Genomic DNA, 25872 nt, shown 5'->3' on the forward strand with positions numbered 1-25872 from the left:
GCAACCACCATGTCGATCGACGTCAACAACGAGTCCGGCCGCCAGGTCGACGAGGAGGCGGTGCTCGACATCGCCCGCTACGCCTTGGCCCGGATGCGTATCCATCCACTGTCGGAGCTGTCGGTGATCGCTGTCGACGCGGACACCATGGAGCAGCTGCACCGGCAGTGGATGGATCTGCCGGGACCCACGGATGTGATGTCCTTCCCGATGGACGAGCTGCGCCCGCCGTCCCGGGACGAGGAGGAGCCCCCGCAGGGCCTCCTCGGTGACATCGTGCTGTGCCCGGAAGTGGCCGAGAAGCAGGGCGCGGACGCTCCGACGAAGCACTCCATGAACGAGGAGCTGCAACTGCTCACCGTGCACGGGGTGCTGCATCTGCTGGGTTACGACCATGAGGAGCCCGGCGAGCGGGCCGAGATGTTCGGCCTGCAGTCCGCGATCGTCGACGGCTGGCGCGCCGAGCACGGCCTGTCCGGGCCCTCACCGGCCCCCACGACGACATCGTGAGCACACCACTCGTCGCCGCCGTCGTCCTGCTGGTGATCGTGGCATGGCTGGCCGCCTGCGCGGAGGCGGGCCTTGCACGTACCACCAGCTACCGGGCCGAGGAGGCGGTACGCCAGGGCCGGCGCGGCGGCGCGAAGCTCGCGGCGGTCGCCGCCGAACCGACGCGCTATCTCAACCTGGCCCTGCTGATGCGGGTGGCCTGCGAAGTGGCGGCCGGCTCGCTGGTGACGTACGAGTGTCTGCGGGCCGTCGACGGCACGTGGCAGGCGCTGGCCGTGGCCATAGGAGTGATGGTCTTCGTCTCCTACGTCGCCATCGGCGTCTCGCCGCGCACCATCGGCCGCCAGCACCCGCTGAACACGGCCACGGCCGCCTCGTACGTACTGCTGCCGCTGGCCCGCATCCTGGGCCCCGTGCCGCAGCTGCTGATCCTGCTCGGCAACGCGCTCACCCCGGGGAAGGGCTTCCGCAAGGGACCGTTCGCCAGCGAGGCGGAGCTGCGCGCGATGGTGGACCTCGCCGAGCGGGAGTCGCTGATCGAGGCCGAGGAGCGGAAGATGGTGCACTCCGTCTTCCAGCTCGGCGACCGGCTGGTGCGCGAGGTGATGGTCCCGCGTACCGACCTGATCACCATTGAGCGGTTCAAGACGATACGGCAGGCGCTGACGCTGGCGCTGCGCTCGGGCTTCTCGCGGATTCCGGTGGTCGGGGAGAGCGAGGACGACGTGGTGGGCATCGTCTACCTCAAGGACCTGGCCCGGAAGGTGCACATCAGCCGGGATGCGGAGACCGAGCTGGTCTCCACCGCGATGCGGCCCGCCACCTTCGTGCCGGACACCAAGAACGCGGGCGATCTGCTGCGGGAGATGCAGCAGGACCGGATCCATGTCTCCGTGGTGATCGACGAGTACGGCGGCACGGCCGGGATCGTCACCATCGAGGACATCCTGGAGGAGATCGTCGGGGAGATCGCCGACGAGTACGACCGCGAACTGCCGCCGGTCGAGGAGCTGGGCGACGGCCGCTACCGGGTCACCGCGCGGCTGGACATCGGCGATCTGGGCGAGCTGTTCGGGCTGACGGGGCTGGACGACGAGGACGTGGAGACGGTCGGCGGGCTGCTCGCCAAGTCGCTGGGCCGGGTGCCGATCGCGGGTGCGACCAGCACGGTCGATGTGTCCGAGGACCGCTCCGACCCCACCCTGACGGGCCTGCGGCTGACGGCCGAGTCCCCGGCGGGCCGCCGGAACAAGATCGTGACGGTGCTCGTCGAGCCGGTACGCGAGCCGGTGCGGGCGGACGGCGAGGAGAGCACGGCGCTCAGCGAGAGCTGAGCGCCCGGCGGTTGCTGTCACAGGCGGCACCTACGCTGAGGTCATGACGCCGGAAGAGCTCAGAGCCTGCTGCCTGGAGCAGAACGGTGCGTGGGAGGACTATCCGTTCCCCGGGCACCCGGGGCTGGCCACCTTCAAGGTCGGGAAGAAGATCTTCGCCCTCAGCGCCCTGGACGAGGACCCGCTCCGGGTGAGCCTCAAATGCGATCCGGAGATCGCGGTGCGGCTGCGCGAGTCGTACCCGGCGGTGCGGCCCGGCTGGCACCTCAACAAGCGCCACTGGAACACGGTGACCCTCGACGGGAGCGTTCCGGACGTGACCGTGCGGGAGATGGTGGAGGACTCCTACGACCTGGTGGTCGCCGGGCTGCCGCGGTGGGAGCGGCTGCGGCTGGGGCAGGGCTGACGGTCCCCGTGCGGGAGCCGCCTGCGGGTTGAGCTGACGGTCCCGGTGCGGGAGCTGCTTGCGGCTTGAGCTGACGGTCTCGGTGCGGGAGCTGCTTGCGGCCTGAGCTGACGGTCCCGGTGCGCCGCCGTCCGCCACCTGTTCGGCGGTCCCCGGCTCGCGGTCGCGGGTTGCGGCTGGTGGGTTGAGGGAGAGGCCGTCCGAAAGGCGATCCCATGCGCGCTGCACGCTGCTCCCCCGTCGCCGGTGCCCTGGTCGCCGCCGCCTTGCTGGCCCTGACATCGGGCTGCGGCGACGACGATGGTGCGGGGCCGGGCAAGACCCCCTCGCCCTCGCCGCCGCCGACGAAGACCGGCGCCACTCCGACCGGTTCGCCCTCGAAGGTGTCCGGGCCGCTCAGCGAGCAGCAGGCCCGGGCCTCGCTGCTGGCCGAGGGCAATCTGCCGGCCGGCTGGCGGCACGCGGACCTGGACGACTCCACGGCAGCGGGTGACGCACCCGACGATCTGAGCACCAGGGACCGCAACTGCAAGCAGCTGCTCGACGCCCTCGGCGGCGACCTGGACCGGCATGAGGCGCGGACCGACGCGTCCCGCGACTACCGCAGGAGCGCGAACGGTCCGTACCTCTCCAGCGAGATCGCCTCCTACGACAAGGCGGACGGCGACGGTTCGAAACGGGCGCTGAGCACCTTCAAAAGTGTGCGGTCCAGCTGTAAGAAGTTCACCGCGAAGAACAACGCGGTGACCGTCGACTTCACCGTCTCCCCGTTGAAGGTCGAGCCCGGTGCCGACAGCGCGTGCGCCCGGCTGCGGGGGGCCGCCAGGGGCGGCCCGGCCGATGGGAAGCAGCTCACCCTCGACCTGGTGCTGGCGCGGGTGAAGCAGTCCACGACGGGGCTGGCGCTGTTGTCTGTCGGCGAGGGCGACAAGGCGCTGACCGCTCGGGCGGCGCGGGCCGCCGCCGAGCGGCTCAAGGATGTGACCGCCGGGCGCACTCCCTCGCCGACGGTGCCGCCGGAATAGAGGGCTGTGCTGCGGAGGGGGTGCCCCTGCCCGTTGTCCGCAGGCTGCGGGCGCGTTGTGGCTTGTCGCGCAGTTCCCCGCGCCCCTGACGGGGCGCGCCCCCCGGCTAGCGCTGCGCAGCAGACCCGCGGCGGCCCAAGGTGAGGGCCACCAAGGTGCCGATGGCGAGGAGGACGAGGGTGTCGGCGCCGAGGCCGAGCTTGATCCCTCCCAGGGTGGCATCCGCGGCCGGGGTGCCGCCCTCCCGGAGGACGCCCGCCCAGCCGACGGACAGCGCGCTCAGCAGCGGGATACCGAGGGCCAGCCCGAGCTGCATGGCGCTGGTGACCAGCGAGGTGGCACGGCCCTGGTCCGCGTCGTCGAGACCCGAGGTGGCGGTGACGCCGTAGGTGACGACGGCCACCAGATGCAGCCCGCTGGCCAGCGAGACGGCGGCCACGACCAGCCACAGCCCGCTCTCGACGCCCAGACCCAGCAGGGCCGCGGTCAGCACACCCTGGCCGAGCAGGCCCAGTGCGAGGGTGCGCGGGGCACCGATCCGGCGGGCGATCCGAGGGGCGAGGGCGCCGCCCGCGACGGAGGCGAGCCCCTGCACGCCGAAGACGAGCCCGGAGACGAGCGCGGAGACGCCCAGCAGGTCCTGGAGGTAGAGCGTCATCAGGAAGACGACGGCGGTCATCATCGAGACGGTGACGAGCCCGGCCAGATTGCCGAAGGCGACCGAGGGGCGGCGCAGCATCCACAGCGGCAGCAGCGGCTCCGCGCTACGGGCCTCCACCCGGACGAACAGCGCGAGCAGCAGCAGTCCGCCGACGATCGCGGCAGGAACGTCGGGCCGGGTGAAGCCCTCCTCGGCTGCGGTGGACAGCCCGTAGACGATGCCGAAGAGCCCGCCGGTCACGGTGAGTGCTCCGGGCACGTCCAGCCGGGTGCGCTGCCCCCGGCTCTCGCTCAGCAGCCGGGGCGCGGCCAGCAGCACCAGCACGCCGCCCACTCCGAGCAGTCCCATGGTGGAGCGCCAGCCGAGGGTGTCGGTCAGGATGCCGCCGAGGACCATGCCGACGGTGAAGCCCAGCGCCATCAGCGAACCGTTGATGCTCAGCGCCTTGGTGCGCTTTGGTCCCTCGGCGAACGAGGTGGTGATCAGCGCCATGCCGGTGGGCACCAGCGCAGCGGCACCGAGCCCCTGGAGGGCACGCCCGGCCAGGAAGAGCGGCGCGTTGGGCGCGAGCGCCGCCAGCACCGAGGCGCCGGTGAAGACGGCCAGCCCGGTCAGGAACGTACGGCGGCGGCCCAGCTGGTCGCCGAGGCGGCCGAAGAGCAGCAGAAAGCTGCCGGTGGGCAGCGCGAACGCGGTGACGGCCCACTGCAGTCCGGCCTCGCCCAGCCCCAGGTCGGGGCCGAGGACGGGCAGCGCGACATTCAGTACGGAGAAGTCGAGCGCGACGAGGAACTGCGAGGCGCACAGCACCACGAGGAGCAGCACCTCGCGCGGGGTGAAGCGATGGGATACAGCCGGCTGTTCGGAACGGACGGATTCGGTGACCGGCTCGGGCGCGGTCGTCTCCGGTACGGAAGCGGTCGTTGGCATGATCACAGCCTGCTGGCGCGGAACACACCGTGGGGAGCTGCTGTTTATGGTGGTGCCCGCACCACCACTCAGGGAGGGGATCAGGTGGCCAGTGCCCCGAGGAATCGACCGGAGAGAACCCGGCGCGGTCAGGAGCTGCGCACATTCCTGCGCTCCCGCCGGGCCCGGGTCTCCCCCGCCGAGGCCGGGCTGCCGGACGGGGGCGCGCGGCGCAGGACCCCGGGGCTGCGCCGCGAGGAGGTGGCCGTGCTCGCCGGGGTGGGCGCCTCCTGGTACCAGTGGCTGGAGCAGGGCCGGGACATCACCGTCTCGCCGCAGGTCCTGGACGCGGTGGCGCGGGTGCTGCGGATGAACCCCGCCGAGCGCCGGCATCTGTACGTACTGGCGGGCCTCAACCCGCCGCTGCCCGAGTCGGAGTACGACCGCGACTATCTGTGCGACGGGATGCAGCGGCTCATCGACGGCTGGATGCCGTACCCGGCGCACATCATGGACCCGTACTTCAGCGCCGTCGGGCTCAACGAGTCGGCGCGACTGGTGATGGGCATGGACGCGCAGGAGAACTGCATCATCAACTTCTTCTGCGACGAGCGCTATCGTGCCCGCTCGAAGAGCTGGGAGCAGAACGCTCCGGGCGTCGTCGCCGAGCTGCGCGCCTCGCTGGCGGAGTGGCCCGAGGACGAGGGGTTCCAGCTGCTGCTGGACCAGCTGTTGGCGAACAGTGCGGACTTCCGCCGGCTGTGGGAGCTGGCCGATGTGTCCCGTCCGGGGCAGCGGATCAAGGAGCTGGACCATCCGGTGGTGGGTGCGCTGCACTTCGAGTCGACGACGCTCCAGGTGCCGGCCCGGCCCGATCTCAGGCTCATCCTGCACAACCCGGTCGCGGGCACCGGCACTGCCGAGAAGCTCCAGCGGCTGGCCGAGCCCGAGGTGCGCCGCGCCACGATCCACCGGGTCGCGGGGTGAGCCGCCCGGCAGCCGCGGGACGAGGCACCCGGCAAGGGTGTCGTGGCCACCGCATATGCTCGCCGTCATGAGTGACCAGAGCACCGCCGGGCTGGATCCGGAAGACCGCAAGATCGTCACCCTGGCGCGCAGCGCCCGCGCCCGCAACGCCGTGCCGGAGGGCGCCGCCGTACGGGACGAGACGGGGCGTACCTACGTCGCGGGGTCGGTCGCGCTGCCCTCGCTGGAGCTGTCCGCGCTGCGCACGGCCGTGGCGATGGCGGTGGCCTCGGGCGCCACGTCCCTGGAGGCGGCGGCCGTGGTCTCCGAGGCGGAGCAGCTCCCGGCCGAGGACCTGGCGACCGTACGGGACCTGGGCGGGCCCGGCACCCCGGTGCTGCTCGCGGGGCCGGACGGCGAGGTCCGCTCGACGGTGCAGGCGGGCTGAGCCCCGGCCCAGGGCCGGGCCTCCCCGTTCATCGGGGACAATGGTCGTCATGAACGCATCTTCTGCCGCCGCCAGCACTACAGAAGGCGGTACTCCGCGCGAAGCGCCGCCACACCGGTCGGGCTTCGCCTGCTTCGTCGGCCGCCCGAACGCGGGCAAGTCGACGTTGACCAACGCGCTGGTGGGCACGAAGGTCGCGATCACCTCCACCCGGCCGCAGACGACCCGGCACACGGTGCGCGGCATCGTGCACCGCCCGGAGGCGCAGCTCGTCCTGGTGGACACCCCGGGCCTGCACAAGCCCCGCACCCTGCTCGGCGAACGCCTCAACGACGTGGTCCGCACCACCTGGGCCGAGGTCGACGTCATCGGCTTCTGCGTACCCGCCGACCAGAAGCTCGGCCCTGGCGACCGGTTCATCGCGGGCGAGCTGGCCGGGCTGAGGAAGCGCACACCGAAGGTCGCCGTCGTCACCAAGACCGATCTGGTGTCCAACGAGGCGCTGGCGGAGCAGCTGCTCGCCGTCGACCAGCTCGGGCGGGAGCTGGGCATCGAGTGGGCGGAGATCGTCCCGGTCTCCGCCACGGAGGGCTCACAGGTGGGCCTGCTGGCCGATCTGCTGGTGCCGCTGCTGCCCGAGGGGCCGCCGCTGTACCCGGACGGCGATCTGACGGACGAGCCCGAGCAGGTCATGGTCGCCGAGCTGATCCGCGAGGCAGCGCTGGAGGGCGTACGGGACGAGCTGCCGCACTCGATCGCGGTGGTCGTCGAGGAGATGGTGCCCCGCGAGGACCGGCCGGCGGACCGCCCGCTGCTGGACGTGCACGCCAACATCTTCATCGAGCGCCCCAGCCAGAAGGGCATCGTCATCGGCCCCAAGGGCAAGCGCCTCAAGGAGGTCGGCAGCACCTCGCGCCGGCACATCGAGGCGCTGCTGGGCACGCCGGTCTACCTCGATCTGCATGTGAAGGTCGCCAAGGACTGGCAGCGCGACCCCAAGCAGCTGCGCCGGCTCGGCTTCTGAGGGTTCCGTACATCTGCGGCAGTTCCGCACATCCGCGGCCGACCGCGGCCAAGGCTCAGCCGCGCTTGGGCACCGGGATCCGCATCAGGTCCTGGGCCGCTGTGAGTTCGCCCTCGAACCCGGCTGCGCGGGCCTCGGCGGCGAACAGTGCGGTGTCCTGGTAGCGCTGCGAGAAGTGCGTCAGCACCAGATGCCGTACTCCCGACTCGGCGGCCACCCGACCCGCCTGAAAGGCCGTCAGGTGCCCGGAGACCTCGGCCAGCTCGGTGTCGGCCTGCAGAAACGTCGACTCGATGACGAGCATGTCGCAGCCCTCGGCCAGCTCGTACACCCCCTCGCACAGCCGGGTGTCCATGACGAAGGCGAAGCGCTGGCCCCGCCGCGGCTCGCTGACCTCCTCCAGCCGCACCCCGCGCAGCTCCCCCTCGCGCTGGAGACGGCCCACGTCAGGACCGCTGATACCGCGCTCGGCCAGCAGGCCGGGCAGCATCCGGCGGGCGTCGGGCTCCGTCAGCCGGTACCCGAAGGTGTCGATACGGTGCGAGAGCCGGCGCGCCTCCAGGGTGAACGGCAACTGAGGCTCCTCCGCGCCCCCGGCGAGCACCCCGGGACCGGCGATCGGCGCCTCGCGCAGCCGCACCGTGTCGTGGAACGGGGTGGCATGGCGCAGCCGGTCGAAGTACTGGCGCCCGCTCGCCGGAAAGTACGCCGTCACCTCGTGCGGCACCCCGTCGAGGCTCATGTGCTGGATGACGCCGGGCAGCCCGAGCGTGTGGTCGCCGTGAAAGTGCGTCAGGCAGATACGGGTCAGATCGTGCGCGGCGACGGTGGTGTGCAGCATCTGCCGCTGGGTGCCCTCACCGGGATCGAACAGGATGCCCTCGCCGTCCCACAGCAGCACATATCCGTTGTGGTTGCGTTGCCGGGTGGGCACCTGGCTGGCGGTCCCCAGCACGATCAGCTCTCGCACCGACAACCCGCCTCACCGCCTCACCCGGGCGGCCATTCGAGGCCACGGCCCCCGAGAACGTGCGCGTGTGCGTGGAAGACCGTCTGGCCCGCGCCCGAACCGGTGTTGAAGACCACCCGGTACCCGGTGCCGGGGCCGCCGTGCGGCACGGCGATCTTCTCCATCTCCGCCACCTCACCGGCCACCCGCACCACATCGGCGATCAGCTGCGGGGAGGCCGCCGCGAGGGAGACCGCGTCCGGATAGTGCGCCCTCGGGATCACCAGCACGTGGGTGGGCGCCTGCGGGTTGATGTCCCGGAACGCGACGGTCGTATCGGTCTCCCGCACCAGCGTCGCGGGTACCTCACCGCCGACGATCTTGCAGAACAGGCAGTCCTGCTGCGGTTCTCCGTTGGAAGCCATGCCGGGATGTTACCCGAGCGCAGGTTGGGGCCCCGGGGTTTGGCGGCCCCTCAGCTCCAGCGTTCGGACGGCCCCTCAGCTCCAGCGGCCGCAGCGGGCGAGCACCACCGCGGCGGCGGCCGTCCCGGCGGTGGAGGTGCGCAGCACGCTGGGCCCGAGCCTGTAGGGCTCGGCGCCCGCGGCGGCGAACAGCTCCAGCTCCTCCGGGGCGACCCCGCCCTCGGGACCGACGACCAGCACGATCTCTCCCTCCGCCGGCAGGGCGGCGGTGGCCAGCGGTGTGCTGCCCTCCTCGTGCAGCACCCCCGCGAAATCGGCGGACCTCAGCAACTCCGCGACCTCCCGCGCCGATGCGAGGTCGGCGACCTGCGGAAAGCGCAGGCGCCGCGCCTGCTTCCCCGCCTCCCGCGCCGTACTCCGCCACTTGGCGAGGGACTTGGCCGCCCGGTCACCCTTCCACCGGGTCACGGCCCGCGAAGCGGCCCACGGCACGACGGCGTCCACGCCCGTCTCCGTCATCGTCTCCACGGCCAGCTCGCCCCGGTCCCCCTTGGGCAGCGCCTGTACGACGGTGATCCGGGGGCGCGGTTCCGGCTCGGTACGGATCTCGCGTACGGCGACCTCCAGTCGGTCCTTGCCCTCGGCGGCGGTCACACTGCCGTACGCCCCCGTTCCCGCGCCGTCCGTCAGCACGACCTCCTCCCCCGGCCGCAGTCTGCGGACGGAGACGGCGTGCCGCCCTTCCGGTCCGTCGAGTACCACGGTGCCGGGGCGCAGCAGAGCGGAGTCGGCGAGGAAGACCGGCGCGCTCACGAGGCCTCCTCCCGCAGGGCCGCGCGTGCCTCGGCGAGCTCGGCCGCCAGCACCTCCACCAGCTGTCCCGCGGGCATCTCCCGTGCCAGCCGATACCCCTGACCCGCCCACAGGGCCATCGCCTGCGGATCGCCCGCCTTCGCCGCGGCCTTGCGCAGCCCGGCCGTCAGATAGTGGAGCTGCGGATATGCGGCGGGCGCGTACGGGCCGTGCTCGCGCATGAAGCGGTTGACCAGTCCCCGCGCCGGGCGCCCCGAGAAGGCCCGGGTCAGCTCGGTACGGGTGAACAGCGGGTTGGCCAGCGCCTGCTTGTGCACCGGGTGGGCGCCGGACTCCCGGGTGGCCAGAAAGGCGGTGCCGAGCTGCGCCGCGACGGCGCCGGCCGCGAGCACAGCCGCGATCTGCTCGCCGCGCATCAGTCCGCCCGCGGCGACCAGCGGCAGCCGCACCGCCTCTCTGACCTGCGTGATCAGGGTCAGCAGCCCGATGCCGCCGCTCCCCCGGTCGGCCTGCGGATCGTCGCGGTGCGTGCCCTGGTGGCCGCCCGCCTCTATGCCCTGCAGACACACGGCGTGCGCACCGGCCGCCTCCACCGCCCGGGCCTCGGCGACCGAGGTCGCGGTCACCATGGTGTACGTGCCCAGCTCGGCGAACCGATCAAGCACCCGGCGGGCGGGGCAGCCGAAGTGGAAGGAGACGACCGGGACGGGGTCGTCGTGGAGGATCGCCAGCTTCGCCTCGTACGCGTCGTCCGTCATGCAGTCGGTGTCGCCCAGCTCCGTCTCGTACCAGGTGGCCTCGCCCGCGAGCTGTTCGCGGTAGACGACCACCGCGGACGGGTCGGTGGTGCGGGGCTGCGGCATGAAGAGATTGACGCCGAACGGGCGCCCTGTGAGCCGCCGCAGCTGCCGGATCTCCTCGTACATGGCCTCCGGCGTCTTGTACCCGGCGGCCAGGAAGCCCAGGCCCCCCGCCTCGCTCACCGCCGCGGCCAGCTCAGGACGGGAGACCCCGCCTGCCATCGGTGCCTGGATGACGGGATGCGCAGTCAGCTCGGAGAGCGAAGGCGACGAGGTGGACATGACCACATCCTGTCACGCCCCCACCACAGCGCCGGCCGAGCCCCAACAGCCCCGCGTCAACGCCCGTTACAGCACCTCCCGGGGGACACCCCCCGGACCCCCGGCCGGACCCGAACAGCCCCGCCTCAACGACCGTTGAAGGCATCCTTCAGCCGAGAGAACAGCCCCTGCTGCCCCGGCCGACTGCATCACCCGGGGGACAACCCCCGAACCCCCGGCCGAACCCGACCGGCCCCGCCTCAACGACCGTTGAAGGCATCCTTCAACCGCGAGAACAGCCCTTGCTGACCCGGTTGGAACTGGCCCGTCGGCCGTTCCTCGCCGCGGAGTTTCGCCAAGCGGCGGAGGAGTTCCTCCTGCTCCGGCTCCAGCTTGGTCGGCGTCGTCACCTCGACGTGGACGATCAGCTGGCCTCGACCGCCGCCGCGAAGATGGGTGATGCCGCGCTCGTGGAGCGGGATCGACTGGCCCGACTGCGTGCCGGGGCGGATGTCGACCTCCTCCATGCCGTCCAGCGTCTCCAGCGGCACCTTCGTACCGAGAGCCGCGGCCGTCATCGGGATGGTGACCGTGCAGTGCAGGTCGTCACCGCGACGCTGGAAGACGGGGTGGGCGTTCTCGTGGATCTCCACGTAGAGGTCACCGGCGGGGCCGCCGCCCGGGCCGACCTCGCCCTCGCCCGCGAGCTGGATGCGGGTGCCGTTGTCGACGCCGGCGGGGATCTTCACGGTGAGGCTGCGCCGCGAGCGCACCCGGCCGTCGCCCGCGCACTCCGGGCAGGGGGTGGGTACGACGGTGCCGAAGCCCTGGCACTGGGGGCACGGCCGGGAGGTCATGACCTGGCCCAGGAAGGACCGGGTGACCTGGGAGACCTCGCCGCGGCCGCGGCACATGTCGCAGGTCTGCGCCGAGGTGCCGGGCGCGGCTCCGTCACCGTTGCAGGTGCCGCAGACGATGGCGGTGTCGACCTGGATGTCCTTGGTGGTGCCGAACGCGGCCTCTTCCAGGTCGATGTCCAGCCGGATCATGGCGTCCTGGCCCCGGCGGGTGCGCGAGCGCGGCCCGCGCTGCGCCGCCGTACCGAAGAAGGCGTCCATGATGTCGCTGAAGTTGCCGAAGCCCGCGCCGAACCCGCCGGCACCGGCGCCCGCTGCGCCCGAGGCCGGGTCGCCGCCCAGGTCGTAGACCTGCTTCTTCTGCGGGTCCGAGAGCACCTCGTAAGCGGTGTTGATCTCCTTGAACCGCTCCTGGGTCTTCGGATCCGGGTTGACGTCCGGGTGCAGCTCGCGCGCGAGTCTGCGGAACGCCTTCTTGATCTCGTCCTGCGAGGCGTCACGCTGCACGCCGAGGACCGCGTAGTAGTCCGTCGCCACTTATGACTCCGCCAGGATCTGTCCGACGTACCGTGCCACTGCGCGTACAGCTCCCATCGTTCCGGGGTAGTCCATGCGGGTCGGTCCGACCACACCGAGCTTGGCGACCGCTTCGTCGCCCGAACCGTAGCCGACCGAGACGACCGATGTGGAACTCAGTCCCTCATGCTGGTTTTCATGCCCGATTCGTACGGTCATGCCGGGGTCCTTGGCCTCGCCGAGCAGCTTCAGCAGCACGACCTGCTCCTCCAGCGCCTCCAGTACGGGCCGGATGGTGAGCGGGAAGTCGTGCCCGAAGCGGGTCAGATTGGCGGTGCCGCCGATCATCAGCCGCTCCTCGGTCTCCTCGACCAGGGTCTCCAGCAGGGTGGCCAGCACCGTCTGGATCGTGCCTCTGTCGTCGGCGTCGAAGGCCTCCGGCAGATCCTGCACCAGGGACGGGACCTCGGTGAAGCGCTCGCCGACCACCCGGCTGTTGAGCCGGGCGCGCAGGTCGGCCAGCACCGTCTCGCCGATCGGCGCCGGGCAGTCGATCATCCGCTGCTCGACCCGTCCGGTGTCGGTGATCAGCACCAGCATCAGCCGCGCGGGCGCCAGCCCCAGCAGCTCCACATGCCGCACCGTCGAGCGGGTCAGCGACGGGTACTGCACCACCGCGACCTGCCTGGTGAGCTGGGCGAGCAGCCGGACCGTTCGGCCGACGACGTCGTCGAGGTCGACGGCGCCCTCGAGGAAGTTCTGGATGGCGCGCCGTTCGGGGGGCGACAGCGGCTTGACACCGGCGAGCTTGTCGACGAAGAGGCGGTATCCCTTGTCGGTGGGGATCCGGCCCGCGCTGGTGTGCGGCTGGGCGATGTACCCCTCGTCCTCCAGCGCTGCCATGTCGTTACGGACGGTGGCCGGGGACACCTTCAGGTTGTGCCGTTCCGTGAGGGCCTTGGAGCCCACCGGTTCCTCCGTGCCCACGTAGTCCTGGACGATGGCGCGGAGGACTTCAAGTCGACGCTCGCTGAGCAAGGCGCACACCTCCCGTCCGGCCGCTGGTCTGGAGTCCCGATTCCCTGGCGGTCTCTGGCACTCGTCCTGCCGGAGTGCCAAGTCCCTGAGCCAGTGTACGGCCGGTCACCACGGCCAGGGCAAGGGCCGCCTGCTCGCAGGGCCCGACCGTACCGCGCCACTGCCGGGACAGCGCCGCTTCCGCGCGGCCGAGGGCACGGTGGTCGGGCTGCCGTTAGCGTCGTCGTATGCAGCCGTTCGGTAAAGACGCGAGGCAGAATCCGCCGGCCGACGACCGGCGCTGGGAACGGGTCGCGCCCGGAGTGCTGCGGCGCAGACTGCCGCAGTGGGACGCGACGGTGGGTGCCGTCGGCGGCGAGGACGGCGCGCTGGTGATCGACACCGGGTCCTCGCTGCTGGAGGGCGCCGAGATCCGTGCCGACGTGGCAGCGCTGCTGGGGCACCGCGTGACGCGGGTGGTCCTCACCCACCCGCATTTCGACCACATCTTCGGTACGGCGGTCTTCGCCGGCGCCGAGGTGTACGCGGCGGTCGGCGTCACCGAACTGCTGGCTCGCAGCGCCGATCTGCTGCGGGACGACGCCGTGGCGCACGGCCTGCTGGAGGACGAGGCCGCGGAGGCGGCGGACGTGCTGGTGCGCCCGCACCATCCGGTCAGCGGGCAGCTGACCCTCGACCTGGGCGGGCGCGAGGTCGTACTGGTCAACGTGGGCCCCGCGCACACCGAGCACGATCTGGCCGTACTGGTGCCCGGCACCCCCGACGTCGTCTTCTGCGGCGATCTGGTGGAGGAGTCCGGCGCTCCCCAGACCGGCGCCGACGCCCACCCCGCCCGCTGGCCGGCGGCGCTGGACCGGCTGCTGGCGCTGGGCGGCGAGGAAGCGGTGTACGTACCGGGACACGGGGCGCTGGTCGACGCGGCCTTCGTACGGGCACAACGGGACGAGCTGGCACGCCGGTTCGCGTCGTACGGCACGTAGGCGCCAGGTTGCGCGGCACGATAGGCGCCCGTCGTACGACTCGTAGGCGCCCGTCGTACCGCGCGTAGCTGCCCGGCGTGCAGCGCGAAGGCGCCCGGTGTGCGGCGCGTAGCAGAATGTGCGGCATGCGCAGCCGTTACGACAACCCCGATCTGACTCCGCCGTGGAAGCGCCCTCGGGCCGTGCCGGAGGTGGCCGCCGAGCTGGATCTGGTGGTGGAGGAGGTCACCACGGGGTTCTGCGGGGCGGTCGTGCGGTGTGAGAAGACGGCTGAGGGACCGACGGTCACGCTGGAGGACCGCTTCGGCAAGCACCGGGTCTTCCCGATGACACCGGCGGGCTTCCTGCTGGAGGGGCGGACGGTGACGCTCGTACGCCCCCGCGCGGGTGCGGCCGCCGAGGGCGGTGCCCCGGCGGCCGGGCGGCGGCTGACGGCTTCCGGCTCCATCGCCGTACCCGGCGCGCGGGCCCGGGTGGCACGGGCGGGCCGGATCTACGTCGAGGGGCGGCACGACGCCGAGCTGGTCGAGAAGGTGTGGGGCGACGACCTGCGGATCGAGGGGGTGGTCGTGGAGTATCTGGAGGGCGTCGACGATCTGCCCGCCGTCGTGGAGGCGTTCTCACCGGGCCCGGACGCGCGGCTCGGCGTACTGGTGGACCACCTGGTCCCCGGCTCGAAGGAGTCGCGGATCGCCGCCCAGGTCAGCGGCGACCACGTGCTGGTCGTGGGGCACCCCTACATCGACATCTGGGAGGCCGTGAAGCCCGCGTCGGCGGGCATCAGGGCCTGGCCGCGCATTCCGCACGGCCAGGACTGGAAGACCGGCGTATGCCGCGCCCTCGGCTGGCCGGAGCACACCGGCGCTGCCTGGCAGCAGCTGCTGGGCCGGGTGCGCTCCTACAAGGACCTGGAGCCCGCGCTGCTGGGCCGGGTCGAGGAGCTGATCGACTTCGTCACCGCTCCGGCTGAGTGATCTTCGGGGCGACCGCGATCTCACCGTAATCCGAGCGGTGCCGGACAATGGGGAGCATGCCCTCCGCACTCCCCGACGGTGAGCCCGTCCCCACCGACGGCTCGCTGCCCCCGCACGCGCTCGACAGCGCTGGCGCCCGCCCGCTCGGCTTCTATCTGCACGTCCCGTACTGCGCCACCCGCTGCGGCTACTGCGACTTCAACACCTACACCGCCACCGAGCTGGGCGGATCCTCCCGCGACCGGTACGCGGAACAGGCTGTCGAGGAGATCAGGCTGGCCCGCCGGGTGCTCGGCGAGGACCCGCGCAAGGTCGAGACGGTGTTCGTGGGCGGCGGGACCCCCACCCTGCTTCCCGCCGCCGATCTGGGCCGGATGCTGGCGGCGATCAGGGACGAGTTCGGACTGGCCGGGAACGCCGAGGTCACCACTGAGGCGAACCCGGAGTCGGTGGACGCCGACTACCTCGGCGAGCTGCGCGAAGCGGGCTTCAACCGGATCTCGTTCGGTATGCAGAGCGCCCGCCCGCACGTACTGCGTGTACTGGACCGTACGCACACTCCCGGGCGGCCCGAGGAGTGCGTCGCGGAGGCCCGCAAGGCGGGCTTCTCGCATGTGAACCTCGACCTGATCTACGGCACGCCGGGGGAGACCGACGACGACTGGCGCGCCTCCTTGGACGCCGCGCTCGGCGCGGGTCCGGACCACGTCTCGGCATACGCGCTCATCGTGGAGGAGGGCACCCAGCTCGCCCGGCGGATCCGGCGGGGCGAGGTGCCGATGACCGACGACGATGTGCACGCGGACCGCTATCTGATCGCGGAGGAGCGGCTGACGGCGGCCGGTATGGAGTGGTACGAGGTCTCCAACTGGGCGGTGGTGGGCGACACGGCGGCCCGGTGCCGGCACAACGAGCTCTACTGGACCGGCGCCGACTGGTGGGGGGCGGGACCCGGCGCGCACAGCCATGTCGGCGGGGTGCGCTGGTGGAACGTCAAGCACCCGGCCGCTTACGCGCAGGCCCTGGCCGAGGGCCGCTCCCCCGGCGCAGGCCGCGAGCTGCTGACCGCCGAGGACAGGCGCGTCGAGCGGATCCTGCTGGAGCTGCGCCTCAGCCAGGGCTGCCCCCTCTCGCTGCTCGCCCCGCAGGGGGCCAAGGCTGCCGAACAGGCCCGCGACGAAGGGCTGCTGGAACCGGGTCCGTACCAGGAGGGGCGCGCGGTGCTCACGCTGCGGGGGCGTCTGCTGGCGGACGCGGTGGTCAGGGAGCTGGTGGACTGAGCCGGTCGGCCGGGCCCGGCGGACAGGGGCCGATCAGGCCGGTCGGTTCAGCCGTCGCGTACGGCTTCGGTTCGCTCCGGCACCCGCAGGACCAGCATGGCCAGGTCGTCGGCGGGCAGGTCAGCCGCGAAGGCGTACACCGCGCGGCGCAGCCGGTCGGCCGTGCCGGCCGCGTCCAGGCCCGCGCAGTCGGCGAAGCGGGTGGCGAGGCCGTCGCCGTCGTCGAACAGCCTGCGGCCGCTGCGGCGTTCGGTCACTCCGTCGGTGACGCACAGCAGGGTGTCGCCGGGGTGCAGTGTGAAGGACTGGCACTCGTACCCGACCTGCTGGGCGACACCGAGGAGTAACTGCGGTGCCGCGGCCGTCCGTACGGCGCCGGAGGCGTCCCGCACCAGTGGCAGCGGGTGCCCGGCGCAGGCCAGCGTGCAGTCCACGAGCCCGTCACGGAAGGCCAGTTCGCCGTAGACGACGGAGAGGAACCTGGCCTGCTCGCCCACCTCCCGGTTGAGCCGGTCCAGGGTCTCGGGCACGGAGTGGCCCTCCCTGGCGAGCAGCCGCAGCACCGGGCGGGCCAGTCCGGTGACCACGGCGGCCTCCGGGCCGTTGCCGCACACATCGCCGAGGGCGAAGCGCCAGCGGCCGTCGGGCAGCCGCAGCAGGTCGTAGAAGTCGCCGCCCGCCCAGGCGCCCTCACCGGCGGGTTCGTAGACGAGCGCGGTGTCGAGACCGGGTACGTGCATCTCCTCGCTGGGCAGCAGCCCGCGCTGGAGAATCTGGCTGATGTTCGCCTGGAGCGTGTAGCGGCGCGCGGAGAGCACGGCGAGCGCCACCCGGCGCGCGAAGTCCTCCACCAGGCCCATCACTTCGTCCGGTATCCGCAGCAGCCCGGTGCGTCCGATCACCAACGTACCGACCGGTCGGCCTCCCACCACCAGGTCGCACAACACCGCGGCGCCGCTGCCGCTGCCCGTCGCGGGGCCGGCGGGCCGCTGCCAGGGGGCGGCCTGACCCGGCAGTACATGGGACGCGGCGACAGGCGGCTCCCCGGCGAGCTCGGCCCGCAGCTCCTCGATGCGGCTCTCCTGCGCGTGCCACACCCGGGCCAGCCGGGGCAGTCGGGAGCGTTCGCCGTCCCACAGCCATACGGCGCACCAGTCGGCGAAGCGCGGCACCATCAACTGCCCGGCGAGCGAGGCGACCTTGTCCTCGTCGGTGTGCCCGGCGAGCAGATCGGACGCCTCGGCGAGGAAGGAGAGCGCACCGCTGTTCGTCCACTCGCGGTACGGGTGGGAGGCCGAGGGCGCCGTCAGGGGCTCGGCGCAGGGCGGGGGCGACGTGTCCTCGGGGAGGGGATTCCCCGGGAGCGCGTCGCCGGGGAGCGCCTGGCCGGGGAGGGCTTCGTCGGTGAGGGCCTCGCCGGGGATGGCCTCGCCGGTGGCGGCCAGGGGGTGCGGTGCGGGACCGAGCTGGAACCACACGGACTTGCGGTCCCTGCGGTAGCTGATGCCCCACTCCTTGGCGAGGGCGCCGACCAGCCGCAGGCCGAGGCCGTGGCCCTCCTCGCCGTGTGCGGCCACCCGGCGCGCGGGATGGCGGTCGGCCACCTCCGCGTAGACGACCCCGGCGGCGTAGCGGCACTCCAGCTCGACCGAGGTGCCCGCGTGCACGACGGCGTTGGTGACCAGCTCGCTGACCAGCAGCACCGTGTCGTCGGCCGAGTCACCGCCGACGTTCCACCTGCCGAGCGCCGCCCGGGTGAAGCCGCGGGCAGCCGCTGCCGCGAGCGCGTTGGGCGGCAGTTCGGTACGGACCGTGTGCGGCATCTCGCCCCCGGTCTGTGCCGCCCCCCGCGGTGGCCTTGTGGCCGGCCTGTCCGGCTCTGTTCGGTCCGCTTCGTCCGCGCTGTCCATCGCACCCCTCCCCGGGCTTTCCCGGGCAACCCCCCGGCTGTTCCTACCGCCGCGCTCGGCGCGGTAGAGCAAGGGTGACAGAAGGGGCCCGGCCATACGCGCCGAGTCACGGAAATCGTGGCTGAACACCGCCGTTTCCGTCCCTGAACGGTTGACACCGGTCGGCCGCCGGGTACTCTGCTCGCCTTCCTCGGTCCCTTTTCATGACCGGCCGGCAAACGACAGCCAACGGTGCAGCGATGACAACAGAATCCCCAGGGCGTACCGGCGCCACCGCACACGAAGCCGGCATCCTGCTCGTCGACGACATGGAGGACAATCTCGTCGCGCTGGAAGCCGTGCTCGGCGTGCTCCAGGTTCCGCTGGTGCGGGCACGGTCGGGCGAGGAGGCGCTACAGGCGCTGCTGCGGCAGGAGTTCGCGCTGGTCCTGCTGGACGTGGTGATGCCGGGGATGGACGGTTTCGAGACAGCGCAGCGCATCAAACGGTGCGAGCAGACCAAGGACACCCCGATCATCTTTCTGACCGGGGCTGAGACGGCACAGGACACCGGGTACGCCTACCGCGGCTACGCGACGGGAGCCGTCGGCTACTTGACCAAGCCGTTCGACCCCTGGGTGCTGCGCACCAAGGTGGCGGTCTTCCTCGATCTGCACCGCAAGAACCGCCAGTTACGCCGGCTGCGCGAGGAGGAGCAGCACCGGCTGGACGACTTCGCCACCCGCCTGGCGGCGGTGGAGAGCCACCTGGCAGCCGGCGCCACCCCCGACACGGCCCGCCTCGCCCGTGACGTAGCTGCGCTGGCAGAGGCGCTGGACGAGCTACGCGGCGCCTGACAGCCGCAAGGGCTTGCGCGGCAGGCCTGCCTCACCCCTCCCGTTGTTCTGGTAAGGGGATGCCCCTGCCGGACGTTCGCAGCCTGCAGGCGCATTGCGGCTGGTCGCGCAGTTCCCCGCGCCCCTTCGGGGCGCGTCAGCGCTCCCGCGTACCTTCGTACATTTCCTCGATCAGGTCCCCGAACTCCTTCTCCACCACCGGCCGCTTCATCTTCAGGCTCGGCGTCAGTTCACCGTGCTCGATGTCCAGGTCACGCGGGAGGATCCGGAACTTCTTGATCGTCTGCCAGCGCTGGAGCCCCGCGTTGAGCTGCTCGATGTAGCCGTCCACCAGACCGCGCACCTGCTCGGAGGAGACCACCTCGGCGTAGGGCTTGCCCTTGAGGTCCTCGTGATCCGCGGCCCAGGCCGTGATGGCGGGCTCGTCCAGGGTGATGAGCGCGGTGCAGTAGTTCCGGCCCGCGCCGTGCACCAGGATGTTGGAGACGTACGGGCAGATCGCCTTGAACTGGCCCTCCACCTCGGCAGGCGCGATGTACTTGCCGCCGGAGGTCTTGATCAGGTCCTTCTTGCGGTCGGTGATCCGCAGATACCCGTCGTCGGACAGCTCGCCGATGTCGCCGGTGTGGAACCAGCCGTCCTCCTCCAGGACTTCGGCGGTCTTCTCGGGCAGCCCGTGGTAGCCCTGCATGATGCCGGGGCCGCGCAGCAGGATCTCGCCGTCCTCGGCGATCCGCACCTCGGTGCCGGGCATCGGCTTGCCGACGGTGCCGGTACGGAAGTTGTCGGTGCGGTTGCAGAAGCTGGCGGCCGACGACTCGGTGAGCCCGTAGCCCTCCAGCACGGGGATGCCCGCACCAGCGAAGAAGTAGCCGAGGTCGGGGGCGAGCGCGGCCGAGCCGGAGACGCAGCCGACCATGCGGCCACCGAACGCCTCGCGGAGCTTGCTGTAGACGAGCCGGTCGGCGATGGCGTGCTTGACCTTGAGCCCGGTTGGCGCGTCGGCCACCCCGGTACGACGCTGGTTGTCCTGCGTCGTACGCGCGTACTCGCGGGCAACCTCGGCCGCCCACTGGAAGATCTTGTACTTGGCCGCACCGCCGCTCCGCGCCTTCTGCGCGACACCGTTGTAGACCTTCTCGAAGATGCGCGGCACGGCGCACATCTTCGTCGGCTGGACGACCGGCAGATTCTCGATGATCTTGTCGATCCGGCCGTCCACGGCGATGACGTGCCCGGAGTCGATCTGCACGGAGATCAGCATCTTGCCGAAGACGTGCGCCAGCGGCAGCCACAGGTACTGCACGTCGTCCTTGTTGAGCAGGCCCGTCTGCGGGACCGCGCGGGCCATGTACGACCAGGCGTCCTGCGCCAGCCGGACGCCCTTCGGCTTTCCTGTCGTACCGGAGGTGTAGATAAGCGTGGCCAACTGGTCGGAGCGCAGTCCTCGCACCGTTTCGGTGACGGCGTCGGGGTGCTTCTCCCGGTAGGCGGCGCCGCGCCGCTCCAGCTCCGCGAAGCTCAGCGCCCAGTCGCCCTCGGTGTCCTCGGCGGTGGGTTCGCCGTCGATCAGCACCACATGCGCGAGGTTCGGCAGCTCGTCCCGGTGCGCACGGATCTTCGCGAGCTGGGTGGCGTCCTCGGCGATCAGCACCCGGCTGTCGGAGTCGGCGAGGATGTAGGCCGTCTCGGAGGCGTTGGTGCTGGGGTACACGGTGGTGGTGGCGGCGCCGGCGCACAGGATGCCCAGGTCGCAGAGGATCCACTCGATCCGGGTGCCGGATGCGATGGCGACCCGCTCCTCGGGGCGTACGCCCAGGTCCATCAGCCCCGCGGCGATCGAGTAGACCCGTTCGGCCGCCTCGCGCCAACTGTAGGAGCGCCACTCGTCGGGCCCTTCGCTCTCACCCGCGGGCCGGATCACCGGATAGCGGTACGCCTCCGCGTCCGGGGTGGCCTCGACCCGCTCCAGGAAGAGCGTCGCCACGGAAGGCGGCCGGTTCTCGATCAGGGACTGTGTGTCGCTCACGACATCCTCCGGGACCCGCGTCCTGCTTGTCGTCCTGCTTGATTTGCGTCCTGCTCGGTTGCGTCCTGCTTGTGGGGCTCGCACGCCGCGTAGGGCTTGTGGGGGTTCGGCACGGCTTGTGGGGCTTGTGGGGGTTCGCGCGGCTTGTGGGGGGCGCGCGCTTGTCGACTCGCTCGCCGACGCACTTATTGACTCACGAGTAACTATTGGGCAGTGATCAGAGTAAAGGCAGCAGCCCCCTTACGTAAGGGGTCTGCCGCTACGTAAGGGGGCTGCTGCCGAGTGCGCTCGCGACGGGCCGGTCGCAAAAGGGCGCGCCGCCGCAAAAAGGTACGGGGCTACTTCTTGGCCTTGGCCTCGCCGCCGCTGTCGTCACTGGACAGCGCCGCGATGAACGCCTCCTGCGGCACCTCCACGCGGCCGACCACCTTCATCCGCTTCTTGCCTTCCTTCTGCTTCTCCAGCAGCTTCCGCTTACGTGAGATGTCACCGCCGTAGCACTTGGCGAGCACGTCCTTACGGATGGCGCGGATCGTCTCGCGGGCGATGACGCGGGCGCCGATGGCGGCCTGGATGGGTACCTCGAACTGCTGCCGGGGGATGAGCTCGCGCAGCTTGTTGGCCATCCGAGTGCCGTAGGCGTACGCCTTCTCCTTGTGGACGATCGCGGAGAACGCGTCCACCTTGTCGCCCTGGAGGAGGATGTCGACCTTGACCAGATCGGCCGTCTGCTCGCCCGTGGGCTCGTAGTCCAGCGAGGCGTAACCGCGGGTCTTGGACTTCAGCGCGTCGAAGAAGTCGAAGACGATCTCCGCCAGCGGCAGCGTGTAGCGCAGCTCCACCCGCTCCTCGGACAGATAGTCCATGCCCTGCAGATTGCCGCGCCGCGACTGGCACAGCTCCATGATCGCGCCGATGAACTCGCTGGGCGCGATGAGTGTGGCCCGTACCACCGGTTCGTGCACCGTGGCGATCTTCCCGGTCGGGAACTCGCTCGGGTTGGTCACCACGTGCTCGGTGCCGTCCTCCATCTCGACGCGGTAGATCACGTTCGGCGCCGTGGCGATCAGATCCAGGCCGAACTCGCGCTCCAGCCGTTCCCGGATCACCTCCAGATGCAGCAGCCCGAGGAAACCCACCCGGAAGCCGAAGCCCAGCGCCGCCGAGGTCTCCGGCTCGTAGGTGAGCGCGGCGTCGTTGAGCAGCAGCTTGTCCAGCGCGTCACGCAGCTCCGGATAGTCGGAGCCGTCCAGCGGATACAGCCCCGAGAACACCATCGGCTTGGGGTCCTTGTAGCCGGGCAGCGGCTGCTCGGCGCCCTTGGTGAGCAGGGTGACCGTGTCACCGACCTTGGACTGGCGGACGTCCTTCACCCCGGTGATCAGATAGCCGACCTCACCCACGCCCAGCCCGTCGGCCGGCGTCATCTCCGGCGAGTTCGCACCGATCTCCAGCAGCTCGTGAGTGGCGCCGGTGGACATCATCCGGATCCGCTCACGCCTGCCGAGCATCCCGTCGACGACCTTGATGTAGGTGACGACACCGCGGTACGCGTCGTAGACCGAGTCGAAGATCATCGCGCGCGCCGGAGCGTCCGCGTCCCCGGTCGGCGGGGTGACCTGGCGCACCACGTGGTCCAGCAGCTCCTCGACGCCCTCGCCGGTCTTGGCGGAGACGCGCAGCACCTCCTCCGGCTCACAGCCGATGAGGTGCGCCAGCTCGGCCGCGAACTTCTCGGGCTGGGCCGCGGGCAGGTCGATCTTGTTGAGCACGGGGATGATCGTGAGGTCGTGCTCCATCGCCAGATAGAGGTTGGCGAGGGTCTGCGCCTCGATCCCCTGTGCGGCGTCGACCAGCAGGATGCAGCCCTCGCAGGCCGCCAGCGAGCGGGAGACCTCGTAGGTGAAGTCGACGTGCCCCGGGGTGTCGATCATGTTCAGGACGTGCGGGGTGTCCGGATTGTCGGTGGGCGCCCAGGGCATCCGCACGGCCTGGGACTTGATCGTGATGCCCCGCTCGCGCTCGATGTCCATACGGTCGAGGTACTGCGCGCGCATCTGCCTCTTGTCCACGACGCCGGTCAGCTGGAGCATCCGGTCGGCAAGCGTGGACTTGCCGTGGTCGATGTGCGCGATGATGCAGAAGTTACGGATCAGCGCCGGGTCGGTACGGCTCGGCTCCGGCGCGTTCGTTGGGGTCGCGGGCACGCAGTGTCCTGTCGGTTCTGGCCTGTCGGTTCGGGCTGTCGGGTCGTACGGCGAGGTCTCGGGGGTGTCCCTGGCGTGTCCCGGTCGGTACACGCGGAGACGCCCTGGGGGGCGTTCGCGGACGCGTTCGGGGGGCTGTGCGGGCCCGTCGAGACGGTGTGTCGTATCCCATGGTCCCATGCGCGCGGGGTACCGACGGATTGGGAGGGCCGGTACCCCGGCTGGTAGCCTGACCGACTGTGCCTTATGGCACTGGACGGTGCCTGCTGGCACCGGCGTTTGAAACTCCGAACCGCAAAGGCTCATTCGTGGCGAACATCAAGTCCCAGATCAAGCGGATCAAGACCAACGAGAAGGCACGGCAGCGCAACAAGGCCGTGAAGTCCGAGCTGAAGACCGCGATCCGTCGCACCCGCGAGGCCGTGGCCGCCGGTGACGCCGAGAAGGCGCTCGAGGCCCAGCGGCACGCCGCCCGGAAGCTCGACAAGGCCGCCAGCAAGGGTGTGCTGCACAAGAACAACGCCGCCAACAAGAAGGCGGCGCTGGCCAAGCAGGTGGCCTCCCTCAAGGGCTGACCACCTCTTCTTTCTCGCAGCTTCTCTCAGCTCGTCGGTCTCCCGACCGCTCGGACGTTGTGAGGCGGGCCCTCTCTCATCCGCCGTACGCCCGAGCAACCGCTTGAGACAGCGCGCCGCACGCGGCCTGCGTTCGCCACGCGGGTGCGGCGCATCACACAGCTCAAAGCAAGGCCCCGTCCCAGCCCCTCCCCAGGGCCCAGGCGGGGCCTTCGCCATGCGCCGCGGGGTCTTCGCCATGCGCTGCGGGGTCCACGGAGACGGCTTGGTGGTGGCTTGGCGGTGGGCGGATCGGGGTTGGCCAGCACCGGGGGCCGGGGTGGCGGGTGGGTCGGCGCAGTGGTGGTCGCCACAGTGGTTGCCGGCCCGGCGGGCGGGCGGCCGATTCTGCGGGCGGCTGACTGAGGAGTCAGCTGGCTCAGGGGGGCAGTCGGCACAGAGATCTGCCAGCCTCACCGGTCCGCCGGATCAGCGGCCGACTCGACGGTCAGCCGGTTCCGCAGGCAGCCGACCCAGGGGTCAGCCAACAACCGGGCGGTCTGCACAGCGGGTGGGCCAACACAGGGGCCAGCCGGAACAGCGAGGGCCTGGCACAGGGGTCGGGCGGCGTCAGCAGGAGCGGCCTCAGCGGGAGCGGGCCGCGCCGGCGATGGTGACTACGGCCTTTTCCAGCGCGTACTCCGGGTCCATGCCGCCGCCCTTGACGGCCGCGTCCGCCTCGGCGACGGCCCGCAGCGCGGTGGACACCCCGTCCGGGGTCCAGCCGCGCATCTGCTGCCGTACCCGGTCGATCTTCCAGGGGGGCATCCCGAGCTCACGCGCCAGATCGCCGGCCCGCGCCCCGCGCGGGGCTCCGGCCAGCTTGCCGATGGCCCGCACTCCCTGCGCCAGCGCACTGGTGATCAGCACCGGCGCGACCCCGGTGGCGACAGCCCAGCGCAGCGTCTCCAACGCCTCGGCCGCCTTCCCCTCGACGGCCCGGTCGGCGACGGTGAAGCTGGACGCCTCCGCCCGGCCCGTGTAGTAGCGCCCGACCACAGCCTCGTCGATGGTGCCCTCGATATCGGCGGTGAGCTGGGCACATGCCGAGGCGAGCTCGCGCAGATCGCTGCCGATGGCATCCACCAGCGCCTGGCACGCCTCGGGCGTCGCCGCCCGGCCCAGCGAACGGAACTCCCCACGGACGAACGCCAGCCGGTCGGCGGGCTTCGTCATCTTGGGGCACTCGACCTCACGCGCACCCGCCTTCCGCGCGGCATCCAGCAGGCCCTTGCCCTTGGCGCCTCCCGCGTGCACCAGGACGAGCGTGATCTCCTCCGCCGGGGCCGCCAGATATGCCTTCACATCCTTGACGGTGTCTGCCGCCAGGTCCTGCGCCCCGCGCACGACGACCACCTTCCGCTCGGCGAAGAGCGAGGGGCTGGTCAGCTCGGCCAGCGTGCCGGGCTGAAGGTCCCCCGGCGCCAGGTCCCGCACATCGGTGTCGGCATCGGCGGCACGTGCGGCATCGATCACGGCCCGCACGGCACGCTCGATGAGCAGCTCCTCCTGCCCCACCGCCACGGTCAGCGGGGTGAGCGGATCGTCCGAGGTCTTCTTACGCGTACCAGCCATCGCGACCAGCATCCCACGCCGCACCGACACCACGGCCGGCAGAGCGCCCCCGCGAAAGCCACCCGCCGGGGCGCCGTTGAGAGAATGCCCCGGTGAACGACGTACGTCATGTGCTGGTGCTACCCGACAGGGACGCGGCCGAGGAGGTCGCCGCGCAACTGGAACTGCGCCTCGGGCTCGCCGATGAACCTCAACTCGTCCGGGACGCCCTCGCCGGGGAGGACGACGCCGAGGACGCCCAATGGCTGGTGGTCCTCGAAGATCCGCACGCCGACTACGACCCCGCCCTGCTGGACTCCCTCGCCGCAGCCCACGAGGGCTGGTTGGAACGCGACTGACCCGGCTGTCACGGTCAGGAGCGGCCAGGCCGTGGCGCCCCGCGCCCGGTGACGGCGGCGCCTGCTCCCCCGATCCGGGGCTGCCCCGCTGGGTCACCACGGCGGGGGTCCCGTCCGGGCGCCGTGTCAGCGCCAGCGCCCCGTTCCGGTCCGTCCGCGCCACGACTGCCCCCGCGGCGGCCAGCGC

Annotated in this window: 24 protein-coding genes; 13 read left to right on the forward strand and 11 right to left on the reverse strand. The window is 71.4% G+C overall.

What is annotated here, in order from left to right:
- The first annotated feature begins 9 nt into the window (after window positions 1–9).
- The 4 genes from ybeY (at window position 10) to ACQEU8_RS29755 (ending at window position 3275) form a co-directional block, all read left to right on the forward strand.
- Entirely contained in the window at window positions 10–510 is a 501-nt protein-coding gene (gene ybeY / locus ACQEU8_RS29740; RefSeq protein ID WP_433106505.1) for an rRNA maturation RNase YbeY, read from the forward strand.
- Entirely contained in the window at window positions 507–1844 is a 1338-nt protein-coding gene (locus tag ACQEU8_RS29745) for a hemolysin family protein (protein WP_433106508.1), read from the forward strand. The genes ybeY and ACQEU8_RS29745 overlap by 4 nt, the downstream gene beginning before the upstream one ends.
- A gap of 43 nt (window positions 1845–1887) precedes the next feature.
- Window positions 1888–2250, forward strand: a complete 363-nt coding sequence (locus ACQEU8_RS29750; protein ID WP_433106510.1) for an MmcQ/YjbR family DNA-binding protein — start codon at window positions 1888–1890, stop codon at window positions 2248–2250.
- Between the two features lie 215 nt (window positions 2251–2465).
- Entirely contained in the window at window positions 2466–3275 is an 810-nt protein-coding gene (locus ACQEU8_RS29755) for a hypothetical protein (protein ID WP_433106512.1), read from the forward strand.
- A gap of 106 nt (window positions 3276–3381) precedes the next feature.
- Here ACQEU8_RS29755 and ACQEU8_RS29760 read toward each other — a convergent pair whose 3' ends face one another.
- The gene (locus ACQEU8_RS29760) at window positions 3382–4866 is read right to left on the reverse strand and encodes an MFS transporter (protein ID WP_433106514.1); all 1485 of its coding nucleotides are present in this window, start codon (window positions 4864–4866) and stop codon (window positions 3382–3384) included.
- Between the two features lie 84 nt (window positions 4867–4950).
- On the opposite strand from ACQEU8_RS29760, the gene ACQEU8_RS29765 reads away from it, so the two are divergent.
- From ACQEU8_RS29765 to era, 3 genes are read left to right on the forward strand one after another with little or no spacing between them, the layout of a single operon-like run.
- Entirely contained in the window at window positions 4951–5832 is an 882-nt protein-coding gene (locus ACQEU8_RS29765; protein WP_433106517.1) for a helix-turn-helix transcriptional regulator, read from the forward strand.
- Between the two features lie 55 nt (window positions 5833–5887).
- Complete coding sequence (locus tag ACQEU8_RS29770; protein WP_433106519.1) at window positions 5888–6259, forward strand: cytidine deaminase; 372 nt, start codon at window positions 5888–5890, stop codon at window positions 6257–6259.
- Window positions 6260–6308: 49 nt separating this feature from the next.
- Window positions 6309–7283 (forward strand): GTPase Era, encoded by a 975-nt coding sequence (gene era, locus ACQEU8_RS29775; protein ID WP_433106521.1) that lies wholly within the window; start codon window positions 6309–6311, stop codon window positions 7281–7283.
- Window positions 7284–7338: 55 nt separating this feature from the next.
- On the opposite strand, the gene ACQEU8_RS29780 is transcribed toward era, so the two are convergent.
- From ACQEU8_RS29780 to hrcA, 6 genes are all read right to left on the reverse strand, one after another.
- Entirely contained in the window at window positions 7339–8259 is a 921-nt protein-coding gene (locus tag ACQEU8_RS29780) for a ribonuclease Z (protein WP_433106523.1), read from the reverse strand.
- 14 nt (window positions 8260–8273) lie between these two features.
- Window positions 8274–8657, reverse strand: a complete 384-nt coding sequence (locus tag ACQEU8_RS29785; protein WP_433106525.1) for a histidine triad nucleotide-binding protein — start codon at window positions 8655–8657, stop codon at window positions 8274–8276.
- Between the two features lie 75 nt (window positions 8658–8732).
- A complete protein-coding gene (locus ACQEU8_RS29790; protein WP_433106527.1) occupies window positions 8733–9470 on the reverse strand; it encodes a 16S rRNA (uracil(1498)-N(3))-methyltransferase in 738 nt (245 codons plus the stop codon).
- Window positions 9467–10552 (reverse strand): nitronate monooxygenase, encoded by a 1086-nt coding sequence (locus ACQEU8_RS29795; RefSeq protein ID WP_433106529.1) that lies wholly within the window; start codon window positions 10550–10552, stop codon window positions 9467–9469. The genes ACQEU8_RS29790 and ACQEU8_RS29795 overlap by 4 nt, the downstream gene beginning before the upstream one ends.
- 239 nt (window positions 10553–10791) lie before the next feature.
- Complete coding sequence (gene dnaJ, locus ACQEU8_RS29800; RefSeq protein WP_433106531.1) at window positions 10792–11925, reverse strand: molecular chaperone DnaJ; 1134 nt, start codon at window positions 11923–11925, stop codon at window positions 10792–10794.
- Window positions 11926–12942, reverse strand: a complete 1017-nt coding sequence (hrcA, locus tag ACQEU8_RS29805; protein WP_433106533.1) for a heat-inducible transcriptional repressor HrcA — start codon at window positions 12940–12942, stop codon at window positions 11926–11928. It lies immediately after the preceding gene.
- A gap of 227 nt (window positions 12943–13169) precedes the next feature.
- On the opposite strand from hrcA, the gene ACQEU8_RS29810 reads away from it, so the two are divergent.
- From ACQEU8_RS29810 to hemW, 3 genes are all read left to right on the forward strand, one after another.
- Entirely contained in the window at window positions 13170–13922 is a 753-nt protein-coding gene (locus tag ACQEU8_RS29810) for an MBL fold metallo-hydrolase (protein ID WP_433106535.1), read from the forward strand.
- 125 nt (window positions 13923–14047) lie between these two features.
- Complete coding sequence (locus ACQEU8_RS29815; protein WP_433106537.1) at window positions 14048–14896, forward strand: DUF3097 domain-containing protein; 849 nt, start codon at window positions 14048–14050, stop codon at window positions 14894–14896.
- Between the two features lie 56 nt (window positions 14897–14952).
- The gene (gene hemW, locus ACQEU8_RS29820) at window positions 14953–16176 is read left to right on the forward strand and encodes a radical SAM family heme chaperone HemW (protein ID WP_433106539.1); all 1224 of its coding nucleotides are present in this window, start codon (window positions 14953–14955) and stop codon (window positions 16174–16176) included.
- A 47-nt stretch (window positions 16177–16223) separates the two neighbouring features.
- Here hemW and ACQEU8_RS29825 read toward each other — a convergent pair whose 3' ends face one another.
- Window positions 16224–17999: a SpoIIE family protein phosphatase gene (locus ACQEU8_RS29825; RefSeq protein ID WP_433106541.1), complete on the reverse strand. Its 1776-nt coding sequence runs from the start codon at window positions 17997–17999 to the stop codon at window positions 16224–16226.
- A 326-nt stretch (window positions 18000–18325) separates the two neighbouring features.
- Between ACQEU8_RS29825 and ACQEU8_RS29830 the strand changes: the two genes are divergently transcribed.
- Window positions 18326–18922: a response regulator gene (locus tag ACQEU8_RS29830; RefSeq protein WP_433106543.1), complete on the forward strand. Its 597-nt coding sequence runs from the start codon at window positions 18326–18328 to the stop codon at window positions 18920–18922.
- 136 nt (window positions 18923–19058) lie between these two features.
- Here the strand turns inward: ACQEU8_RS29830 and ACQEU8_RS29835 are convergent, their stop codons facing one another.
- Window positions 19059–20951: an AMP-dependent synthetase/ligase gene (locus ACQEU8_RS29835; protein WP_433106545.1), complete on the reverse strand. Its 1893-nt coding sequence runs from the start codon at window positions 20949–20951 to the stop codon at window positions 19059–19061.
- A 338-nt stretch (window positions 20952–21289) separates the two neighbouring features.
- Window positions 21290–23158 carry a translation elongation factor 4 gene (gene lepA, locus ACQEU8_RS29840; RefSeq protein WP_433106547.1) on the reverse strand — a complete coding sequence of 623 codons (1869 nt, stop codon included), beginning with the start codon at window positions 23156–23158 and terminating at the stop codon, window positions 21290–21292.
- Window positions 23159–23466: 308 nt separating this feature from the next.
- Between lepA and rpsT the strand changes: the two genes are divergently transcribed.
- On the forward strand, window positions 23467–23733 hold the full coding sequence (gene rpsT / locus ACQEU8_RS29845) for a 30S ribosomal protein S20 (RefSeq protein ID WP_433106549.1): 267 nt from the start codon (window positions 23467–23469) through the stop codon (window positions 23731–23733).
- Between the two features lie 624 nt (window positions 23734–24357).
- On the opposite strand, the gene holA is transcribed toward rpsT, so the two are convergent.
- Window positions 24358–25359, reverse strand: coding sequence for a DNA polymerase III subunit delta (gene holA / locus ACQEU8_RS29850; RefSeq protein ID WP_433108813.1), 1002 nt, complete (start codon window positions 25357–25359; stop codon window positions 24358–24360).
- Between the two features lie 80 nt (window positions 25360–25439).
- On the opposite strand from holA, the gene ACQEU8_RS29855 reads away from it, so the two are divergent.
- Complete coding sequence (locus ACQEU8_RS29855; protein ID WP_433108815.1) at window positions 25440–25685, forward strand: hypothetical protein; 246 nt, start codon at window positions 25440–25442, stop codon at window positions 25683–25685.
- Window positions 25686–25872 lie beyond the last annotated feature (187 nt).

The organism is Streptomyces sp. CA-250714 (assembly GCF_050936705.1).
Lineage (GTDB): Bacteria > Actinomycetota > Actinomycetes > Streptomycetales > Streptomycetaceae > Streptomyces.